The 21,490-nt window shown below is 70.1% G+C and carries 16 protein-coding genes; 8 read left to right on the top strand and 8 right to left on the bottom strand.

The window, feature by feature from the left end; genetic code table 11:
• Nucleotides 1–166 precede the first annotated feature (166 nt).
• On the top strand, nt 167–4,297 hold the full coding sequence (locus OG252_RS35950; protein WP_329341427.1) for a hypothetical protein: 4,131 nt from the start codon (nt 167–169) through the stop codon (nt 4,295–4,297).
• An 86-nt stretch (nt 4,298–4,383) separates the two neighbouring features.
• Here OG252_RS35950 and panB read toward each other — a convergent pair whose 3' ends face one another.
• Nucleotides 4,384–5,259 carry a 3-methyl-2-oxobutanoate hydroxymethyltransferase gene (gene panB, locus OG252_RS35955; RefSeq protein WP_266440508.1) on the bottom strand — a complete coding sequence of 292 codons (876 nt, stop codon included), beginning with the start codon at nt 5,257–5,259 and terminating at the stop codon, nt 4,384–4,386.
• Between the two features lie 193 nt (nt 5,260–5,452).
• Between panB and OG252_RS35960 the strand changes: the two genes are divergently transcribed.
• The 5 genes from OG252_RS35960 (at nt 5,453) to OG252_RS35980 (ending at nt 11,217) form a co-directional block, all read left to right on the top strand.
• Entirely contained in the window at nt 5,453–7,042 is a 1,590-nt protein-coding gene (locus tag OG252_RS35960) for an MFS transporter (protein WP_266440510.1), read from the top strand.
• Nucleotides 7,043–7,093: 51 nt separating this feature from the next.
• Nucleotides 7,094–7,741, top strand: a complete 648-nt coding sequence (locus OG252_RS35965; protein WP_266440513.1) for a TetR/AcrR family transcriptional regulator — start codon at nt 7,094–7,096, stop codon at nt 7,739–7,741.
• Between the two features lie 194 nt (nt 7,742–7,935).
• Nucleotides 7,936–8,985, top strand: a complete 1,050-nt coding sequence (locus OG252_RS35970; RefSeq protein WP_329341431.1) for an endonuclease/exonuclease/phosphatase family protein — start codon at nt 7,936–7,938, stop codon at nt 8,983–8,985.
• A gap of 100 nt (nt 8,986–9,085) precedes the next feature.
• Nucleotides 9,086–10,300: an MFS transporter gene (locus OG252_RS35975; protein ID WP_329341432.1), complete on the top strand. Its 1,215-nt coding sequence runs from the start codon at nt 9,086–9,088 to the stop codon at nt 10,298–10,300.
• A 56-nt stretch (nt 10,301–10,356) separates the two neighbouring features.
• Complete coding sequence (locus OG252_RS35980; protein WP_329341434.1) at nt 10,357–11,217, top strand: GNAT family N-acetyltransferase; 861 nt, start codon at nt 10,357–10,359, stop codon at nt 11,215–11,217.
• 79 nt (nt 11,218–11,296) lie between these two features.
• On the opposite strand, the gene OG252_RS35985 is transcribed toward OG252_RS35980, so the two are convergent.
• The 4 genes from OG252_RS35985 to OG252_RS36000 form a co-directional block, all read right to left on the bottom strand.
• Nucleotides 11,297–13,051 carry an NAD+ synthase gene (locus tag OG252_RS35985; RefSeq protein ID WP_266440525.1) on the bottom strand — a complete coding sequence of 585 codons (1,755 nt, stop codon included), beginning with the start codon at nt 13,049–13,051 and terminating at the stop codon, nt 11,297–11,299.
• A 113-nt stretch (nt 13,052–13,164) separates the two neighbouring features.
• The gene (locus OG252_RS35990; RefSeq protein WP_329341437.1) at nt 13,165–15,105 is read right to left on the bottom strand and encodes a S53 family peptidase; all 1,941 of its coding nucleotides are present in this window, start codon (nt 15,103–15,105) and stop codon (nt 13,165–13,167) included.
• Nucleotides 15,106–15,243: 138 nt separating this feature from the next.
• Nucleotides 15,244–15,846 (bottom strand): DUF305 domain-containing protein, encoded by a 603-nt coding sequence (locus tag OG252_RS35995; RefSeq protein WP_266440529.1) that lies wholly within the window; start codon nt 15,844–15,846, stop codon nt 15,244–15,246.
• Between the two features lie 11 nt (nt 15,847–15,857).
• Entirely contained in the window at nt 15,858–16,520 is a 663-nt protein-coding gene (locus OG252_RS36000) for a DUF3105 domain-containing protein (RefSeq protein ID WP_266440532.1), read from the bottom strand.
• Nucleotides 16,521–16,889: 369 nt separating this feature from the next.
• Between OG252_RS36000 and OG252_RS36005 the strand changes: the two genes are divergently transcribed.
• A complete protein-coding gene (locus tag OG252_RS36005) occupies nt 16,890–18,251 on the top strand; it encodes a glutamine synthetase family protein (protein ID WP_053755742.1) in 1,362 nt (453 codons plus the stop codon).
• Nucleotides 18,252–18,626: 375 nt separating this feature from the next.
• Here the strand turns inward: OG252_RS36005 and OG252_RS36010 are convergent, their stop codons facing one another.
• Genes OG252_RS36010 through OG252_RS36020 form a run of 3 tightly spaced genes read right to left on the bottom strand, consistent with a single transcriptional unit; the run spans nt 18,627 to nt 20,407 of the window.
• Complete coding sequence (locus tag OG252_RS36010) at nt 18,627–19,073, bottom strand: VOC family protein (RefSeq protein ID WP_266440537.1); 447 nt, start codon at nt 19,071–19,073, stop codon at nt 18,627–18,629.
• Nucleotides 19,074–19,106: 33 nt separating this feature from the next.
• A complete protein-coding gene (locus OG252_RS36015) occupies nt 19,107–19,631 on the bottom strand; it encodes a pyridoxamine 5'-phosphate oxidase family protein (RefSeq protein WP_266440540.1) in 525 nt (174 codons plus the stop codon).
• Entirely contained in the window at nt 19,631–20,407 is a 777-nt protein-coding gene (locus OG252_RS36020) for a helix-turn-helix domain-containing protein (protein ID WP_266440542.1), read from the bottom strand. The genes OG252_RS36015 and OG252_RS36020 overlap by 1 nt, the downstream gene beginning before the upstream one ends.
• Nucleotides 20,408–20,568: 161 nt before the next feature.
• Here OG252_RS36020 and OG252_RS36025 point away from each other — a divergent pair, with 161 nt between their 5' ends.
• A complete protein-coding gene (locus OG252_RS36025; RefSeq protein WP_329341443.1) occupies nt 20,569–21,462 on the top strand; it encodes a hypothetical protein in 894 nt (297 codons plus the stop codon).
• Nucleotides 21,463–21,490: the final 28 nt, after the last annotated feature.

The following is a 21,490-nucleotide window of genomic DNA, read 5'->3' on the forward strand; positions in this document are numbered from 1 at the left end:
TACACGTCCCGTGAATCCATGAGGTAGTGACTGCTTTCCGTGGGCGGTTGTCGCCTCGACGTGATTGCGGGTAGCCTCCCTCGCGCCCATCGGTGTTTTTCCACTGGGACTCAAATTGGGGGGGCAGATGTCCGACCGTTTCCGCCGGAGTTCCTATGGTGGTCCGTTGAAAAAGAGACCCCGAATACCCAGTCGACTCCTGGTCCTCGCCGCGGTCAGTGCGCTCGGCCTGACTCCGCTCTCCGCTCAGCCGGCTGCGGCGGACTCCGCGCCGGGCTCCGTCGCGGACGTCAACGCCGGCAGGCCGGAGCTCACCCCGGCACCGGAGGACGACACGAAGCCGCCGGAGCCGACCGGTTCATTGCGCCCGACCGACGACGGCGGCCTGACGAAGTCCCAGCAGACCGCGCTGTCCAGCGCCCAGAAGCAGGCCACGACGACCGGCGAGCCGGTCCGTGTCGACGCACTGACCACCGAGACCGCCACCACGACGGCGAATGCCTCCGGCACCCTCACCTACGACTCCAGCCTGCTGCCGGTACGGGTGCGCAAGGCACACCACTGGGTTCCGGTGGACGCCACCCTGAAGCGCAACGCCGACGGCACCTGGAGCCCCGAGGCAGCAGCCGAGCCGCTCGCCTTCTCCGGCGGCGGCACGACCCCGATGGCCACCATGACCAAGGGGAAGGCGTCCCTCGCCCTGTCCTGGCCGAAAGCGCTGCCCACCCCGCGAGCCTCCGGTGCCGGCCTGACCTACGCCGAGGTGCTGCCCGGCGTGGACCTCAGGCTCACCGCCGACACCCAGGGCGGCTGGTCGCAGGTCCTCGTCGTGAAGAACGCGAAGGCCGCGACCAACCCCGCGCTCGCTCAACTCGCCCTCACCACCCACGCCGACGGCGTCACCGTCGCAGACGACGGCCACGGCAACCTCGCCGCGACCACACCGGACGGCCGGGCGCTCTTCAGCGCCCCGCAGCCGACGATGTGGGACTCCAGCGGCACAGGCGCACAACACACGGCCCCCGAGGCAGGGCCCGCCTCCAGGGCCCAAGTGGCCAGCGTCCAGGGCCGACTGCAGGGCCACACGCTCTCCCTCGTCCCCGACGCCAAGCTGCTCACCGGCACGCACACCAAGTTCCCGGTGTTCATCGACCCGACCTGGAACCCGCACTACGCCACCGGATCCAAGCAGCACTACGTGGAGACCCAGCAGGGTTGCCCCACCGCGAAGAACTACGACTCCACCCAGTACGGGGACCCCGGCGTCGGCTACAACAGCTGGTCCGGCTGCATCGGCGGTGAGCGCTCCTACTTCCAGCTCGCCGTGCCCTCCAGCATCTACGGCGCGCGCATCGTCGCGGCCACGGTGGACGCCAAGGAGAACTACTCCGCCAGCTGCAGTCTCTCCTCCGACATCTACCTCTACTGGTCCGGCGCGATCAGCTCCTCGACCACCTGGAACACCAAGCCGTCCTTGACCAGCAAGCTCGCCACCAAGAGCTTCGGCCCGGCCTGCACCAGCGAGCCGTCGGGGGGCTTCCCCGTCACCTCCACGATCGCCAAGGGCGCCGCCGCGCACTGGACGAGCTGGACCTTCGCCCTGGTCAACAGCCAAAGCGGCAGCGGGGACGGCAACTACTTCAAGCGCTTCGCCAACAACCCGTCGATGTCCATCACTTACAACCACGTACCCAACAAGCCCGGCACCCTGGCCACCAAGGTCGGCTCCACCTCGCTCGGCTGCGGTACCGCCACCCCGTACCCGATCGTCGGCAAGACCCTGGCCACCACCCCGCCCACGCTGAACGCCACGGTCAGCGACACGGACAAGGACGCCCTGGCTGCCACGTACTCGTACTGGGTCGGCAGCGGCTCGGCCACCACAACCACCAGCGCCATCGTCGCCAGCGGCGCCGGTGCGCCCAAGCAGCTGCCCTCGTCGTTCATGAGCGGCCTCGCCGACGGCAGCGTGATCAGCTGGAAGGCCACCTCCTCCGACGGCGAGGACACCTCCGCGACCTCGGTGACCTGCCACTTCACGGTCGACCTGCACAGCCCAGCGCAGCCGGCCGTCAAGACCGCCGACAACCTCTACCCGGAGGACTCCGCCGGCATCACCGCGGCCGGCACCGCGGGCAAGTTCACAGTCTCCGTGGATCCGGGCAGCAACGGCAACAACGCGTCCAAGTTCCTCTACGGCCTGGACGCCGCACCGCCGACCTCCAACACCCCGTCCTCGCAGACCGTGACGGCGAGCGGCAACGCCGCCACGATCACCGTGACCCCAGTGGCTCCCGGCACGCACACCCTCTACGTCTACGCCGTCGACTCCGCGAGTAACGTCTCCTCCCAGCAGCAGTACGAGTTCACCGCCCTGGGCCACGCCACGAAGACGTACCCCAACCTGCAGGCGGCCTTCGACAACACCGCCACCACCGACGACAGCAACCGCACCACCGCCGACGCGGACGGGGTCGGTGCCACGCTCTCCCTGCAGGACCTCAAGGCGGCGGGCTGGCAGCCGGGCGGCAAGGTCACCGTGGACGGCGCCCCCTTCACCCTGCCGAACTTCGGCTCCACCAGCGGCGACAACGTGATGGCCGCCAACCAGACCATCCAGATGAACGGCACCAGCGGCCAGGCGCTGGTCTTCCTCGGCTTCTCCACCTACGGCTTCGTCGGCTCCCAGCACCAGGAGGGGGACTTCACCAGCCCGGTCGTCCCCGACAACACCAACACGTCCGCCACCAACTGCAGCCTGGGCAACGGAACCTATGAGGACTGCGTCACACCGCAGGGCTCCCTCACCTACGGCGACGGCACCTCACAGCACTACTACCTGACCATGCCCGACTGGGTGTACGGCTCGGACACCCTGGCCGCCGTCACCCTGCCGCATCGCAACACCCCCGGTGCCCAGGAGACGCGCAGCACCAACATCTACGCCTTCGCGGTCCCCCTGAAGGCCGGTGCCACAGTCGACTCGGTGACGCTGCCCGACCTGGCCGACGCCGCGCGCAAGTACGTGCCGGGGCTGCACATCATCGGCATGTCCGTCCGCGACACCACCACCGCGACCAACGGCGCCAGCTGGACCGGCACCTGGAGCGCACCCACCGAAGAGCGGTTTCGCTTCTCGGACATGGGAGCCTTCGGTAACCAGACCTTCCGTGAGGTCACCCAGGCGAGCGCCGGCGGTGACGCGGTGCGGCTGCGGCTGTCCAACGCACTGGGCACCGACCCGCTGACCCTCGACCACGTCACCGTCGCCCCGTACGGCAACGGCGCCACAGTGACCTCCACACCGGTGGACGTGACCTTCGGGGGAACCAAGTCGGTGGTGATCCCGGAGGGCGGCGAGCTCTACAGCGACCCGATCCCGATGGCCGTCGCCCAGGGCGGGGCGATCACGACCAGCATTCACCTGGTGAACCAGGTGAATTACCTGGTCATGCACCCCTGGGCTGCCACCGACACACTCGCCTACGTCAGCGCCGTCGGCAGCGGCGACCACACGACCGACACGACCGACACGGCATTCAGCGGTACCGGCACGACCTCCGGCCGCTTCTCCGACATCCTCACCGCAGTCGACGTCACCACCTCAGACCACCGCCCGGCGGTCTCCGTGCTCGGCGACGGCCTCATCAACACCCGTACCACGGGCAACACGGCGGGTTACACCACACCACGCTTCAACCAGTGGCTGGCGTACCGGCTGCGCACGAACACCGATGGCATACCGGTCTACGGCGTCGTGGCCTCGGGCATCGAGAACAACTACCTCGGAACGGACCAGGGCGCCGGCGCCGGCGGCCGCGCGGCACTCACCCGCCTGGACCGGGACGTCCTCTCGATCCCCGGTATACGCACGGTGGTGGTCACCCAAGGCTTGGAGGACATCATCGCCGGCCACGACGACGTCGACATCGACAGCGCACTCGGCCTGCTGCGCGACCAGCTCAAGGGCTGGGGCATCAAGGTCGTCCTCACGACGCTGACCCCCTGCGACGGTTACAGCGCCTGCACGACGACGGTCGATCAGAACCGCGTGGACACCAACACCTGGATCACCGACCAACTCGACTTCACCACGCCCACGGTGAACCACCTCGACGCGGAAGCGGTCGTGGCGGTCACGGACGCCACGAGCACGTCGGACCCGCAGGCGCTGAAACTGGGCAACGACGCGGCCCCGGCGGACTTCGACGCCGGCGACCACGTCAACCTGACATCGGACGGCTACAGCACCATCAGCAACGCCTACGACCTCGCCTCACTCGGACCGGACACGTAGCGCACGCCGGACAGGCCGAACGGCAGCAGCCCGCCGACGGGGGAAGATCGGCGGGCTGCAGTGGTGCCGCAATGGCTCAGCTCGGGTCAGTGCACCGAGTGCTCCTCCAGCGGGAACGCCCCGCCGACCACGTCCTCCGCGAACGCCTTCGCCGCGTTCCCCATCACCTCACGCAGATTCGCGTACTGCTTCACGAACTTCGGCATCCGCCCCCCGGTCAGCCCGAGCATGTCCGTCCACACCAGTACCTGCGCGTCCGTCTGAGGACCGGCGCCGATCCCGACGGTCGGAATGTGCAGCGTCCGCGTCACCTCGGCCGCCAGCTCCGCCGGAACCAGCTCCAGGACCACCGCGAACGCGCCCGCGTCCTGCACGGCCTTCGCGTCCCGCAGCAGCTGCTGGGCCGCCTCCTCGCCGCGCCCCTGGACGCGGTAGCCCATGGCGTTGACGGACTGGGGGGTCAGCCCGATGTGGGCCATCACGGGGATGCCGGACTCCACCAGCAGCTCGATCTGCCGGTGCGAGCGCTCGCCGCCCTCCAGCTTCACGGCCCCGACCCCGGCCTCCTTCACCAGCCGGGTCGCCGAGCGCAGCGCCTGCACCGGACCCTCCTGGTAGGAGCCGAAGGGCAGGTCGCCGACGATCAGGGCGCGCTGGGTGCCCCGTACGACCGCCGCGGAGAGCATGGTCATCTCGTCGAGGGTGACGGGCACGGTGCTCTCGTACCCGAGGTGACAGTTGCCCGCCGAGTCGCCGACGAGCATGACCGGGATGCCGGCCTCGTCGAAGACGGACGCGGTCATCGCGTCGTACGCGGTGAGCATCGGCCACTTCTCGCCGCGCTCCTTGGCGGCGGCGATGTCGCGGACGGTGATACGGCGCGTGCCCTTGCCTCCGTACAGCGCCTTGCTGCCGTCGGAGGATTTCTGCTGCGCAGGCTGGGCAGCCGAAAGCTGCGTCATTGCAACGGCTCCTTCAGTCATCTCGAGGCGCCCTTACGGCGTCCCCGGATCCCCTCCATGGTGGCACCTCGTGCCAGGGAGGGCTAGGGGAGGGCCCGTGGAGGTCCGTGTGAAGGTTCCGGCACGTAAGAGCTGGGTAAAATATTTACGATACGAGACGGTGCCGTATCGAAATGGACCTACGCTCGAACGCATGACTACCGCAGTTCCTGACTCCCGGTCCCGAATACCGGAAGCGGTGCACCGGCGCCGCTGGCTGATCCTCGGCGTCCTGATGCTGAGCCTGTTGATCGTGGTGCTCGACAACTCGATCCTCAACGTCGCCATCAAGACGATCTCGACACCCGCTCCCACCGGCCTGGGCGCCACCCAGGGCGAGCTGGAGTGGGCGATCAACGCGTACACCCTGGTCTTCGCCGGCCTGCTGTTCAGCGCCGGCCTGCTCGGCGACCGGCTCGGCCGCAAGAAGGTCCTGATGGGCGGGCTCGTCGTGTTCGGCATCGGCTCCGCCCTCGCCGCCTCCTCCGGCTCACCGGGTGAGCTGATCACCTTCCGCGCGCTGATGGGCCTCGGCGCCGCCTTCGTGATGCCGGCCACCCTCGCCGTCCTGATGAACGTCTTCGAGCGCGAGGAGCAGCCGAAGGCCATCGGGATCTGGGCCGGTGGCGTCGGTCTGGCCATCGCCATCGGGCCGATCACCGGCGGTGTGCTGCTCGACCACTTCTGGTGGGGCTCGGTCTTCCTCATCAACGTGCCGATCGTCGTCGTCGCCGTCGCGCTGATGCTGTGGCTGGTGCCCGACTCCCGCGACCCGAACCCCGGCCGGCTCGACCCCGTCGGCGTCGTGCTGTCCGTCGTCGGCCTCGTCCTGCTCGTCTACGGCATCATCGAGGGCGGCCGTCTCGCCGACTTCACCGACCCGACGGTCCTGGCGACCATCGCCGCCGGTGTCCTGGTCCTCGTCGCCTTCGTCCTGTTCGAGAAGCGCAGCGACCACCCGTCCGTCGACGTCACCTACTTCCGCAACAAGGTCTTCTCGGCCGCGATCGCCGCCATCGCGCTGGTCTTCTTCGCGCTGATGGGCGTGACCTTCTTCTCGGTCTTCTACACCCAGAGCGTGCGCGGCTACTCCCCGCTGCAGACCGGTCTGCTGATGCTGCCGCTGGCCGCCGCCCAGATGATCTTCGCGCCGCGCGCCCGGCTGCTCGTCGACCGCTTCGGCCACAAGGCCACCACCACGGTCGGCATGCTGATCATCGCCGCGATGCTGGCCGCGTTCGCCACGCTGGAGGCGGACACCCCGATCTGGATCCTCGAGGTGATCTTCTTCCTCATGGGTACCGGCATGGCCCACATCATGACGCCGGTCAGTGTCGTCATCATGCAGGCGCTGCCCCGTGAGAAGGCCGGCTCCGCCTCCGCGCTCAGCAACACCTTCCGCCAGGTCGGCGGCGCGCTGGGCATCGCCGTACTGGGCTCGGTGCTCTCTACGGCGTACCGCGGCGGCATCGAGGACAAGCTCGGCGCGCTGCCCGCCGGCCTGCGCCACACCGCGGGGGAGTCCATCGAGTCGACCCTGGGTGCCGCCGCGAAGCTCGGCCCCAGGGGTGAGGCACTCGTCGGCTCCGCCAACGACGCGTTCCTGCACGCCATGCACGTCACGGCGCTGTGGGGAGCGGGCGTGGCGGTCGTCGGCGCGGTCGTCGTCGCCCTGTACCTGCCGGGGAAGGTGTCGGCGCCCCGGCGGGACGAGGAGGAGCAGGAGTTGGTGGCGGCGGAGTAGCGGCCGTACACGGGGGAGAATCACCCCAGGCCACAGAAGGGACCAGCGAACGTGAGCAGCCTCGCCGACAGCCGACCCGCGCAGGACGGCCCCGCACGGGGGCGTCCCCGTAGCGAGGCCGTGGAGCGCGCCATCGTCGAGGCGGTGATGAAGCTCCTGGAGGACGGCGTTCCGCTCGCCGAGCTGTCCATCGAGCGCATCGCCCGTACCGCGGGCGTCGGCAAGGCCACCATCTACCGCCGCTGGAGCGGCAAGGAGGAACTCTTCGTCGACGTCGTACGCACGGCGGAGCCGGTGGACCCGGAACTCCCCGGCACGTCGATACGCGACGACCTCGTGGCCCTCCTCGAACAACTGCGCCAACGTGGGCTGATGACCCGCTCGTCCGCGCTTCTGCACAGCGTCTACGCCCAGATGAAGAGCAGCCCGAAGGTCTGGGCCGCCTACCACGCGACCGTCATCGCACCGCGCCGCCGGATCCAGATCGACGTGCTGCGTCGCGGACAGGAGAACGGCGAACTGCGCGGGGACATCGACGTCGAGCTGATGAACGACATGTTCGCGGGCCCCATGCTCGTGCGCACCGTCATGCGCCCGGACGCCGATCTCCCGGCGGGCCTGTCCGAACAGATCGTCGACATGGTGCTGGAAGGGCTACGGCCCGTCAGTTCATCGCCCGTCAGTTCGCCCTCCGCGTAGGGCTGTCCCGCCCCGTGTGCGCGTTTCGTCACAGAGGGCGCTTCCCCCGGCGTGACCGGAACTCGCGGCGCCGACTTGTACGTCCTCGTGCCCGTACGGCCGTCATGGGACGGCAGGAACAGCGGCGATCATCCCCTAGGGTCGTAGGACACGGGGGGCGAACGGTGTGCACGGCAGGCAGTGAGGCGACGGGTATGGCGCAGCAGGCGTACATGACGGAGACGGACAACGGAGGCTCGGGACCCGAGCGCCGGGGAGCCCGGTTCCGGCGCCTGACGGACCGCCTCCTGGCCGGCTGGCGCGGTGACAAGCGCATCTGGCGCCGCGGCCTCGTCGTCGCCACGCTCGCGGTGCTGGTCGCCCTGATCATGCTGCTGCACGCGCAGATCCCCAACCGCTTCGGCAACCTCGGCAGCCTCATCGAGACCTTCCTGCCCTGGCTGGGTCTGGCCGTGCCGGTGCTGCTGGTCCTCGCCCTGGTACGGAAGTCCGCGACCGCCCTGGTCGCGGTGCTGCTCGCGTCGGTCGTCTGGCTGAACCTCTTCGGCGGCCTCCTCAGCGACAAGGCCGCCGGCGGCGGCGACCTGACCGTGGCCACGCACAACGTCAACGCCGACAACTCCGACCCCTCCGGCACCGCCCGCGACGTCGCCGCGTCCGGCGCGGACGTGGTCGCCCTGGAGGAGCTGACGGAGACGGCGGTCCCTACGTACGAGAAGGCGCTGGCGTCGACGTACAAGTACCACTCGGTGCAGGGCACCGTCGGTCTGTGGAGCAAGTACCCGCTCACCGGAGTCAGGCCCGTCGACATCAAGCTGGGCTGGACGCGCGCCATGCGCGCCACGGTGACCACGCCCGCCGGGCAGGTCGCGGTGTACGTCGCCCATCTGCCGTCGGTGCGGGTGAAGGTGGAGGCCGGGTTCACGGCCCACCAGCGCGACAAGAGCGCCGACGCCCTCGGTGAGGCCATCGCCGACGAGAAGCTGACCAGGGTCGTGCTGCTCGGCGACCTGAACGGCACCATGAACGACCGCTCGCTCAACGCCGTGACCGCCCAGATGCGTTCCACGCAGGGCGCGGCGGGCAGCGGCTTCGGGTTCAGCTGGCCGGCGTCGTTCCCGATGGCGCGGATCGACCAGATCATGGTGAAGGGCATCGAGCCGCTGAGCTCCTGGACGCTTCCGCGGACCGGGAGCGACCACCTTCCGGTGGCCGCGCGTGTGAACGTCGACACGTCATCCTGACGTCACCTGCTGGAATACCGGCCGAGGGAGTCTTTGTTCCGTACTTGAACATATGCTTCGTACGGAACTCCGCTCTCCCTCGAAAGGCAATGGTCCCCTCATGCCCCTGGCCCTGCTCGCCCTCGCCGTGGGCGCCTTCGGCATCGGTACGACCGAGTTCGTGATGATGGGCCTGCTGCCCGACGTCGCGGACGACCTGAACATCTCGCTCCCCGAGGCCGGCCATCTGGTCTCCGCGTACGCGCTGGGCGTGGTCGTCGGTGCCCCGTTGCTCGCCGCGGTCACCGCGCGCATGTCCCGCCGCAAGGTCCTGATCGGCCTGATGGTCCTGTTCGTGGCCGGCAACGCGCTCTCCGCCTTCGCCCCCGACTACCACTGGCTCCTGGCGGCCCGCTTCCTCAGCGGCCTCCCGCACGGCGCCTTCTTCGGCGTGGGTGCCGTCGTCGCCACGACGATGGTGGCGCCGGAGCGCAAGGCCCGTTCGGTCTCCCTGATGTTCCTCGGCCTCACCGTCGCCAACATCGCGGGCGTGCCCGTCGCCACCCTCATGGGCCAGCAGCTGGGCTGGCGGGCGACCTTCCTCGGCGTCAGCACGATCGGCGTCGTGGCCATAGCGGCCCTGGCCAAGCTCATCCCCCACGACGACGCCCACGCCCCGCGCGTCGGCGTCCGCGGCGAACTCGCCGCCCTGCGCTCCCTCCCGGTCTGGCTCGCGCTCGGCACGACCGTCGCCGGCTTCGGCGCGCTGTTCGCCGCGTACAGCTACATCACGCCCATGCTCACCGACGCCGCCGGCTTCGCCGACTCCAGCGTGACGCTGCTGCTGGCGCTGTTCGGCGTCGGCGCGACCGCCGGCAACCTGCTGGGCGGACGTCTCGCCGACCACTCGCTGCGGGGCACGCTGTTCGGCGGACTGACCGCTCTGGTGGCCGTGCTGGCGCTGTTCCCGCTGCTCATGAGCGCGGAGTGGAGCGCGGGGACGGCGGTCGTGCTGCTCGGCACGGCGGCGTTCGTGACCGGCTCGCCGTTGCAGCTGATGGTGATGGAGAAGGCCTCGGCCGCCCCGTCCCTGGCGTCCTCCGCGAACCAGGCGGCGTTCAACCTGGCCAATGCCGGGGGCGCGTGGATCGGGGGTGTCGCGCTGGCCGCGGGGTTCGGGGTGACGTCTCCGGCGCTGGCGGGTGCGGGCTTGGCCGTGCTGGGTCTGGCGGTCGCCGGTGCGGCGGCTGTGGTGGACCGGCGGCGAGTTGTCGCCCCTCAGGGGCGGCTGGTCGCGACCCACGTTCCGCGGGACGTCGAGGCGTTGCACCGCTGAGGCCATCGGTGACGGAACAGCACACCCACGGCATGCGGCATGAGAAATCATCAAGCATGCGACCGGATGGCTGGCACCTCACCGAAGACGTCGACGACTTCCTCGCCCGAGCCGGAGACTTCCTGCGCTCTCGGCCCGGCCCGCACGTCATGCAGCTGACCTGGGCCGAGAGAGTGCGAGCGCGTGGGGCGGAGGCGTTCGGCGCCGAAGCCCCCGTCTTCGGCGTGCTGGACCGGGCAGGCGAGGTCCACGCCACCTTCTACCGTCTCCCGCCCCGGGGTTTCGGCCTCTCCCCGCTCACCCCTGAGCAGGCCGACTCCCTCGCCGCCCACCTGGCCGCCGTCGGGCACTCCCTCCCCTCCGTCAGCGCGGACCACGACACGGCCACCGCTTTCGCCGAGGCCTGGCAGCGGCACACCGGCGCGACGCCGGGACTCCGGGACACGCGGCTCCGTCTGTACCGCCTCAGTACCCTCACCCCACCGGAGCCGCTGCCGGCGGGACGGGGCCGCGTCCTGGGCGAGCAGGATCTCGAGCAAGTCATGTTCTGGTGCGGCGAGTTCGCCAAGGCCGTCGGGGAAGACGTCTCCATGGACGCCGACACGTGGGCCGACACCCGCTTCGCCGACAAGCGCTACACGCTCTGGGAGACACCGGACGGCACCCCCGTCTCCATCGCGGGCATGAACCCGATGATCGGCGGCCAGATCCAGGTGGACATCGTCTTCACGCCGGCCCATCTGCGCGGTCGTGGCTACGCGGGCGCCGTGGCGGCGGAGGTGAGCCGGGCGGCGCTGGCCGCGGGCGCGAGGGATGTCGTCCTGTTCGCCGACCTGTCCAACCCGACCAGCAACGCCCTTTACCAACGCCTCGGGTATCGCATGCTCACCGATTGGGCGGCGTACGACTTCGCGTAGGCCGAACCGGAAGCCGGTCGGGGACGCTGGGCAGACGCTGCGGGGCCGACGGTCAACGACCGTTGACCCCGCGGGGCGACTAGACCGACTCCCGCCAGCCATTGGTGATCGGCAGCCGGCGGTCCTTGCCGAAGCCCTTCGCCGAGATCTTCGTACCCGGCGGGTACTGCCGTCGCTTGTACTCCGCCGTGTCGACCATCCGCAGCGTCTTCACGACCAGCTCCCGGTCGTACCCGGCGGCGACGATCGCGTCGGCGCCCTGGTCCCGGTCGACGTACAGCTCGAGGATCCCGTCCAGCACCGGATAGTCCGGCAGGGAGTCCGTGTCGACCTGCCCCGGCCGCAGCTCCGCGCTCGGCGGCTTGGTGATCGAGTTCTCCGGGATCGGCGGGGTCTGACCCCGCTCGGCCGCCGCCTTGTTGCGCCACTGGGCCAGGCGGAAGATCCACGTCTTGTAGACGTCCTTGATGGGCCCGTACGCGCCCACAGAGTCGCCGTACAGCGTCGAATACCCCACCGCCAGCTCCGACTTGTTGCCGGGCGCGAGCACGATGTGGCCCTCCTGGTTGGAGATCGCCATCAGCATGGTGCCGCGCAGGCGTGACTGGAGGTTCTCCTCCGCCAGTCCGGTAAGGCCCAGCGAGCCCATGTACGCGTCGAACATCGGCTCGATCGGCACCGTACGGAAGTTCAGCCCTGTCCGCCGGGCCATCTCCGCCGCGTCCCCCTTCGAGTGCTCGGAGGAGTACTTCGAGGGCATCGACACGCCGTACACGTTCTGTGCGCCCACCGCGTCGCACGCGATCGCCGCGACCAGCGCCGAGTCGATACCGCCGGACATGCCGATCAGGACCGAGCTGAAGCCGTTCTTCGCGACGTACGCCCGCAGGCCCACCACCAGCGCCGAGTAGACCTCCTCGGCGGCGTCGAGACGGTCCGCGTAGGCCCCGCCGAGCTCGGGCTGGTACGCCGGCAGCGGGTCCTCGGACAGGACGACCCGGTCGATGCGCAGACCGTCGTCCACGACACCCGTCGGCGCGTCCACCGAGGCGGCCGGCAGGTCGAGGTCCAGCACCACGCAGCCCTCCGAGAACTGCGGCGCCCGCGCGACGACCTCGCCGTCCTTGTCGACGACGATCGAGTCGCCGTCGAAGACCAGCTCGTCCTGCCCGCCCATCATGGCGAGGTAGGCGGTGGTGCAGCCCGCCTCCTGGGCGCGCTTGCGGACCAGCTCCAGCCGGGTGTCGTCCTTGTCGCGCTCGTACGGCGAGGCGTTGATGGACAGCAGCAGCCCGGCCTCGGCGGAGCGCGCCGCCGGCACGCGGCCGCCGTCCTGCCAGAGGTCCTCGCAGATGGCGAGGGCCACGTCGATGCCGTGCACGCGCACGACCGGCATGGTGTCGCCGGGCATGAAGTAGCGGAACTCGTCGAAGACGCCGTAGTTCGGCAGGTGGTGCTTGGCGTAGGTCAGGACGACCTCGCCGCGGTGCAGCACCGCTCCCGCGTTGCGGGGCGCGCCGGGCGGCTGGCCGAACTTCGGCTGCGCGGACTCGGACCGGTCGAGGTAGCCGACGACCACCGGAAGTTCCCCGAAGCCCTCCTCGGCGAGCCGTGCGGCGAGCTCGCGCAGGGCCGCGCGGGACGCCTCCACGAAGGACGAGCGCAGGGCGAGGTCCTCGACGGGATACCCGGTCAGCGCCATCTCCGGGAACGCCACCAGGTGCGCTCCCTGCTCGGCGGAGTGCCGGGTCCAGCGGAGGATCGTCTCGGTGTTCCCGGCGAGGTCACCGACGCGTGAGTCGATCTGGTTCAGGGCGAGACGTAGTTGAGGCACGGGCCCAGTGTAATCGTCAGTGCGACGCGATGGGGTGGCGCGAAGTGTGGGCCACTTCACGGCCACCCCATCCCGTACCGCTGGATCGGAGAGATCCCGTACCGCTCACCGGATCAGCGACGCCGGTACGACTCCACATAGCCGCCCGCCGGCGTACCCACGCCGGTGACGTCGTCGTAGCCCTTCACGGCCTTGAGCGAGCTGTCCGCGCCGAGGGTGCGCACGGAGGTGAGCAGGCCCTGTGACGCGTCGTAGCTGTTGGCGAAGTCGACGCGGGCCACCGCGAGGCCGGAACCCGTGGGGTTGTCCGTGACGTCGTGGTAGGCCTTCGTCCCGTACCTGGCGTAGATCGACGGGTTGGCGAAGCCGATCGCCTTGCCGCCGCGCGCCTGCTGGGCGAGGGCCTGGACGGCCGCGATGACCGGTGAGGCCAGCGAGGTGCCGCCGATGCGGTACTCGCTGTACTGCTGCGACCCGTCCGGGAAGGTCTGCGTCTGGCCGACCTTGAAACCGGTGTTCGGGTCGGCGATCGCCGAGATGTCCGGGACCACGCGGTTGCCGGCGGCGCTGTTGGCCGTGGCGAGCGCGCCGGGGACGACACCCTGCTGGTAGAAGGGCTCGGCGACCGTCGCGCTGGTGCCGCCGCCCGCGCCCGAGGTGAACGCGCCGGGGAAGTCCGTCCAGCTCTTGCCGTCCGCGGACAGCATGGCCTTCTCGGTGCCCCAGCCGGTCTCCCACAGGTACTTGTCGCCCTTGCCGACCGCCAGCGAGGTGCCGCCGACCGCCGTCACCCACGCCGAGTTGGCCGGGGAGTCGACCTGCTTCGTCCCGGTGTTCGCGACCTCGTCGCCGTTGTCGCCGGAGGAGAAGTAGAAGCCGATGCCCTCGACCGCGCCGAACTGGAAGACCTGGTCGTAGGCGGCCTGGAGGTCGGGCGTCTCGGCGGACTCGATGCTGCCCCACGAGTTGGACACGATGTCCGCCAGGTGCCCGTCGACGACCTTGCTCAGCGAGTCGAGCAGATCGTCGTCGTAGCAGGACGCGCCGCCGACGTACGTGATGTCCGCGGCGGGCGCGACCGCGTGCACGGCCTCTACGTCGAGGGTCTCCTCGCCGTACCAGCCGGCCGCCCCGCACTCGTCGGTGTGGGCGTACTTCTTGGGCAGGACCTGGCTCAGCTGTCCGCCCGCGTAGGCCGCGTCGCCGTGCTTCTTCGCGTAGGTGGCCGCGTCGTAGGCGATGGTCGGGGAGGCGTAGGCGTCCGTGATGGCGACCCGCACCCCCTTGCCCGTGTAGCTGCCCGCGCCGTACGCGGCCCGCAGCTGCTTGCCGGTGTAGCCCTCGACGGCGTACGGGATCTTCCCGCCGTACGCGTCCGGCAGCGTGCTCGCCACGTTGGAGCCGTAGTACGAGGAGAACGGCCCGGCGTTCTTGAACACCGCGTCCGGCGGCGGCAGCGTGTCGCTGTGGCTCGCCAGGTGCGGGGCGTTGTCCAGGCCGGTGACGGTCAGGACGGCACCGTTCAGACTGTCCGGCGCGGAGGCCGTCTTGGCGGGCGCGCGGTAGGTCTTGGCACCCTTGGCGTAGTTGTGGAGCTGGGTGCCGAAGGCCTGTTCGGCGGCGGACACGTCACCGGAGACGGACACGTAGTGCTGCGTGACGCCCGTGACCTTGAGACCGGCGGACGTCAGCCAGGACCTGACCGCCGCCACCTGGGCCTCGGTCGCGCCGTAGCGGTCCTGTGCCGCGCGTGTGCTCAGGTACTTGCCGTAGGAGGCGGAGGACGGGTCGGACACGGCCTTCGCGTACGCGGCGAGGCCGGCGGCGTCCCGGCCGGCGAGATAGACGCGGGCGGACACCTTGGAGCTGTCGGCGGTCGCGCCCTTGTCCGCCTTGGCCGTGGCCCACGCGGGCTTGGTCCCGGCCAGCGGGGCCCGGCCCGGGTTGTCCGCCGCGTGCGCCGCGGGTATGCCGAGCGCCAGCGCGCCCGCGAGCATCGGCAGTGTCGCCGCCATGCTCACCCCGGCGCGCATCTTGGCGCGGTTGGATCTCATGGAACCCCCTGTGCGGTTCGTCGCGAGTGGATCACTCGACGGTGGCCACTCTCGCGACGAACCGTTCACGCCAGGGGAATACGCGTGCCAAGAAGAGCCCAATTAACGCAATGACAAAGCCATTTGAGGGTTGCGGCGCTATGAACGGGGCTTGGCGCCCCGCTCCTCGAGCAGGTCCGTCATCAGGTCCATCTCCGACTCCTGCGCGTTGACCATGCCCTGTGCGAGCCGCTTCTCCACGCCGACCGTGCACCGGTCCACACAGCCCTCGGCCATGTGGACCCCGCCCTTGTGATGGTCCGTCATCAGCTGGAGATAGAAGACCTCGGCCTGCTTGCCGTTCAGCGTGCCCAGCTTCTTCAGCTCGGTGTTGGTCGCCATGCCCGGCATCAGCGCCCCGTCCTTGCCGGAGGCCATGCCGCCCATGCCCATCCAGGTCATCGGCGGGTCCGCCGACACCTTCGGCAGCCCCCACAGGTCGAGCCAGCCCAGCATCATGCCGCGCTGGTTGGCCTGCGTCTGCGCGATGTCGTACGCGAGGCGCCGCACGTCCTCGTCGTCGGTGCGGTCGCGCACGATGTACGACATCTCGACGGCCTGCTGATGGTGCACCGCCATGTCCCGCGCGAACCCGGCGTCCGCGGAGTCGGCGGCGGGCACCGTGCTCGAACCCTCGTCCTCGGCGACGGCGTAACTGATGGCGCCGGCCGCGACGAGCACGCCCGCCACGGCTACGGCCACGGACGCGGACCTCACTTCGACAGACCGCCCGTGCACGCCGCGCCCGGCTCGGGTGTCTGCTCGCCCTGCACGAACTTCTCGAAGAACTTGGCGACGTTCGGGTCGTCGGCACTCGTCACCGTGCGCTGGTTCCCCCACGCGGAGAGCATGATCGGGTCGGCCTGCTTCTCGTCCGGGCTCATCAGCGTGTACGGCGTGCTCTTCACCTTCGCCGCCAGCGCCTCCACGTCCGCCTTGGCGGCCTTGCTGGTGTACGTCACCCAGACCGCCCCGTGCTCCAGGGAGTGCACGGCGTTCACGTTGTTGATCGCCTCGGGGTACACGTCGCCGTTGCAGTTCATCCAGACCTGGTTGTGGTCACCGCCGACCGGCGGCTCCATCGGGTACTTCACGTCCTTGGTGACGTGGGTCTGGCTCAGCTTGGTGTCCCAGGTCTTCACCCCGTCCGCGCCGGTGACGAACTTCCCCGTGGTCTTCCCGTCGGCCGCCGTGCTGTCGTCGTCGGACTGCGAGTTCACCAGGACCACCCCGCCGACCACGAGGCCGGTGACGACCACCACACTGGCGGCGATGGTGAGGATCCGGTTGCGGCGGTCCCGGGACTGCTCGGCGCGCCGCATCTCCTCTATCCGGGCCTTGCGGGCGGCGCTGCTGCTGTTCTTGGCGGAGCCCATGCGTGTGTGTCCTTCTGGGGGAAAGGGAGCCGGTCGGTCCGCTGATGGTAATGGGGGAGGAGTGGACTCTCGTAGGGAGGGCACAGGAAATGGCCGAAGATCGGGTACCCGGAGAAGATCGGATACCGGGGGTACCCGGCCCCCGGGAGGTTCCGGACCTCCCGGCATTACGTATACGGGTCCGAGCAGGCAAGATGGGCGGGAGAGCGGTACACCCGCCCTACGTGAGGCGTTCACTCCTGGGTCGGCCGGACGATCAAGGCACGCAACGCGCACGAAATGGTGTTGTGGTGGGATGCTCGGGTGCCCGACCGCCTCCTGTGGTACGGGAGACAGGCGGCCTGACCAGCAAGGATGGGGAAGCGGAAGATGGACAAGCAGCAGGAGTTCGTGCTCCGGACGTTGGAGGAGCGTGACATCCGGTTCGTACGCCTGTGGTTCACGGACGTGCTGGGCTTCCTCAAGTCCGTGGCCGTGGCCCCGGCCGAACTGGAGCAGGCCTTCGACGAGGGCATCGGCTTCGACGGCTCCGCGATCGAGGGCTTCGCCCGGGTCTACGAGTCCGACATGATCGCCAAGCCCGACCCGTCGACCTTCCAGGTCCTGCCGTGGCGCGCCGAGGCCCCCGGCACGGCCCGCATGTTCTGCGACATCCTCATGCCGGACGGCTCCCCGTCCTTCGCGGACCCGCGGTACGTGCTCAAGCGCGCCCTGGCCCGCACCTCCGACCTGGGCTTCACCTTCTACACCCACCCGGAGATCGAGTTCTTCCTGCTGAAGGACAAGCCGCTCGACGGCAGCCGGCCGACCCCGGCCGACAACTCCGGGTACTTCGACCACACCCCGCAGAACATCGGCATGGACTTCCGCCGCCAGGCGATCACCATGCTGGAGTCGATGGGCATCTCGGTCGAGTTCTCCCACCACGAGGGCGCCCCGGGCCAGCAGGAGATCGACCTGCGCTACGCCGACGCGCTCTCCACGGCGGACAACATCATGACGTTCCGCCTGGTCATGAAGCAGGTGGCGCTGGAGCAGGGCGTCCAGGCGACCTTCATGCCGAAGCCGTTCTCCGAGCACCCCGGCAGCGGGATGCACACGCACCTGTCCCTCTTCGAGGGCGACCGCAACGCCTTCTACGAGTCGGGCGCGGAGTACCAGCTCTCCAAGGTCGGCCGTTCCTTCATCGCGGGCCTGCTCAAGCACGCGGCGGAGATCGCGGCGGTCACCAACCAGTGGGTGAACTCCTACAAGCGCATCTGGGGCGGCTCGGAGCGCACCGCGGGCGCCGGCGGCGAGGCCCCCTCCTACATCTGCTGGGGCCACAACAACCGCTCGGCCCTGGTCCGCGTCCCGATGTACAAGCCCGGCAAGACCGGCTCGGCCCGCATCGAGGTCCGCTCCATCGACTCCGGCGCCAACCCGTACCTGGCGTACGCGATGCTCCTGGCCGCCGGCCTCAAGGGCATCGAGGAGGGCTACGAGCTCCCGCCGGGCGCCGAGGACGACGTCTGGGCCCTCTCCGACGCCGAGCGCCGCGCGATGGGCATCGAGCCGCTCCCCCAGAACCTGGGCGAGGCGCTGACGCTGATGGAGCGCAGCGACCTGGTCGCCGAGACGCTGGGCGAGCACGTGTTCGACTTCTTCCTGCGCAACAAGCGCCAGGAGTGGGAGGAGTACCGCAGCGAGGTCACCGCGTTCGAGCTGCGGAAGAACCTGCCGGTGCTTTAAGCACCGGACGAGTGCGGAAGGGCGGGGTTTTCCCGCTTTGGTCGGTCACCGGACCGGCGGCGATGAGCCGCCGGTCCGGTTTCGGAATGGCGATAGGCGCAGGTGCCGCCGTTTGCGCCCTGAGCCTGGGCGGCGCAGGCGTCGCCCGACGCCAAGATCAAGCCGGTCCCCATCGAGTGCACCAACGGCAACAACGCGCCTCCGGGGCAGCAGCCGGCGTGCCAGGGCGAGGGACTCACCCAGGTGTCCGAGAACCAGAACCCCGCGGGCCAGGCCCCGCCAGGACAGAACTGACCGCCACCGGCGGAGCAAAGGACGGGAAGGCCGCGGAACCGAGGTGCCGCGGCCTTCCCGTCCTTTGCTCCGCCGGTGGCGCTAGTCCTGCCCTCCGGCCAGGTCCGCGAGCACCTTGTGCAGCGGCTCCGTCACCCGGCGCCGGTACTCCTGGACAGCCCAGCCGTTGCCGTCCGGGTCCTGGAAGTACATGAAGGTCGCGCCGTCGTCGGGGGCGTACTGGACCGGCTCGGAGACCTCCAGGCCGCGTTCGACCAGCTCGGCGTGGGCCGCCTTGATGTCGGTCACGCAGAGCTGGAGGCCCTGGTAGGAGCCGGGGGCGGGGCGCGGCCCCTGGGCCATCTCCCAGATGCTGTCGCCGAGGGCGATCGAGCAGCCGGAGCCCGGCGGGGTCAGCTGGACGATCCGCATGCCCGGCATGACCTCCTGGTCGATGTCCACGTGGAACCCGACCCGGTCCCGGTAGAAGTCCCTGGCCCGGTCGATGTCGGTCACGGGCAGCGGGATCACTTCCAGGGTGAACTCCATCACTGGTCCTCCATGTCGCCGTTGACGGGAGTGTCAGACGAACCGCCAGCGCGTCTGGCTGAACGGCTCCCCCTTACCGAAGCCGAAAACGGTGTGGGGCGCCACCGCGAAGACCACGGCGTGTCCAGGACCGTGGTGGAAATACCCCTCCCGTACCTCGAAGCGCCAGAATTCGCCGTACTTCGTCTCCCACGCGGCGGCCAGCTCGCGCAGCCTGCCGTCGTCGGACACACGCACCGCCTCGCCCTCCACCACCAGGTCGTAGCCCTTGTCCCAGATGTTGGTGCCGGTCGTCAGCACGACGTGCGGATTGTGCGCGAGGTTCTTCGCCTTGCGCTCGTCGGGCCCGGTGCAGAAGTGCAGCGCGCCGTGCGCCCACACCGCGGGCAGCGGTGTCACATGCGGCCGCCCGTCCGGCCGTACCGTCGAGATCCAGAACAGCTCCGCCGCGGACAGCAGTGCCTCGGCGTCGGGCCAGGGGATCGCGGCGGCGGCCTCGTCGCTGTAGCGGGGGTCGAGCCGGGTCGTGGGTGCCTGCGCGGATTCGTTGTCGGTCATCAGCGGCCCTCCTGAGGTGTCTCTTCCCAGAGTGCCTCGGGGAACACCCGGGCCACAGCGGCGGTGCGGCTCGACACGCCCAGCCTGGCGAAGCTGTTCTCCAGGTGCTTGCGGACGGTGCCGGCGGAGACGACGAGCTGTTCGGCGATCTGCGGGGTGCTCAGTCCCCGGGCCACACAGCGCAGGACGTCCAGCTCGCGGACGGTCAGCTGTACGGGGGGCCGGCGCCGACGGGCGGCCTCGGTGTAGATCGCGTACAGGTGCGGGGCCATCAGGCGCAGAGTGGTCATCTCGTGGTCGGTGAACGGCTTCGGGTCCCTGCGCAGGAACTGGAAGACCCGGGTGCGGTTCGGCGCGGTGGGCAGGGCGACCGCCGCGATGCTCTTGAACGGGCGGAGGAACTCCGTGTAGATCGGCAGCTTCGTCAGCTCGCGCACCGACATGAAGTCGGTCATCTGCGTGACCTCGGGGCTCGTGTGCAGCTGCGAGACCCGCAGGCACTGCAGGTGCTGGTGCCGCCAGCGCCAGTACCCGTCCATCGAGCCGTCGAAGCCCATGTCGCTCCAGTCGTCGTACGGCGTCTCCTGCTCGTTGAGATCGATCCGGGTCGGGATGTCCAGCTCCGAGAAGCAGGCGCAGTCGCAGGGGACCAGCCGCTGCAGGCCGAACAGCAGGGACTGCGGGGGGACGTCGCCCGAGCGATCCTGCCGGGCCTCGTCCAGTACGTCCGCCATGTGCCGCAGCTGGGCCTCGGCCGTCGTCAGGGGTGGTGTCATCGCGGCCTCCCGGGCCGGGCTTCTCACTTGTCGCGAATGTACGCCCCTGCCGGGCCGGGGGCGCGGGGGATTCGTCAAATGCCGAATGGGCTACGGCCGTTGACGCGAGCACTGTCGACACATGCGGCCACTCCGGCCGCCGGACCGGACGGAGTCGTCCCATGCGTTCCCACCGGCGTTCCCACCTGCGTTTCCACCTGCGTTCCGACCCGCGCCCCCAGGACGGGCGCGCCCATCCCCACCGCCCCGCGGCCCTCGCCGCGGGCGCCGCCGCCGTGGCCGCCGGCCTGCTCGCCACCGGGTGCGGCGGAACGGCCCCCACCGCTTCCGCCGGGACGGACGACGACACTGTGTTCTCCACGTTCTCCACCGCGTCCTTCACGCTCGGCTCCCGCGGCGACGTCCAGCTCTCCGGCACCTCCCGTACGGCGGTCAGGCCGGCCGGCGCGTACCCGGTGACCGCCGGCCGTGCCCACGCCTTCCCCCGGCCCGCCGGCAGCCTGCTGGTGGTCCTGCGGCACTGGCCCCAGGCGGTCACGGAGCGGGCTTCGCGCGGGCGGGCCCGCCTGATGCCGCCGCCCGAGGAGCCGGCGGTCGAAACGGGGTACCTCGTCGACACCGGGAGCTGGGTGCGTGCCGACCTTGACGGGCACCCGTTGCAGTGGCTGCGCCGGGACACGATCCGGATCGACACCACGAACAGTGCTCCCGGGGACCGCACCCGGCTCACGCTGTCCGGACCGCACGGGGGTCGGTCCGGACAACCCGCACCGCCGCCCGACGACCGCGCGTGCGCGCACCTCGACCGCTGGACCGACCGACGTGTGGTCCTCCCGGAGGTGGCGGCGGGCACGCCCGTCGGGACCGCGCTGGCGCGGCTGCGGAAGCAGTGCCTCGACGTGCAGTACGCCTCGCTGCCCGGCGGAGGTCGCCCCGGCACCGTACGACAGGTCCTGGTGCCGCTCGCCCTGCCCCCGGGCGAGGGCACGCACCAGCCGGGCGACACCGTGCGGGTGGACCCGCGGCGCCCGTCCACGGTCACCGTGACCCGCTGAAACCGCTCCGGCGCCCCGGCGCTTCCCC

The organism is Streptomyces sp. NBC_01352 (genome assembly GCF_036237295.1).
Taxonomy (GTDB): domain Bacteria; phylum Actinomycetota; class Actinomycetes; order Streptomycetales; family Streptomycetaceae; genus Streptomyces; species Streptomyces plumbiresistens.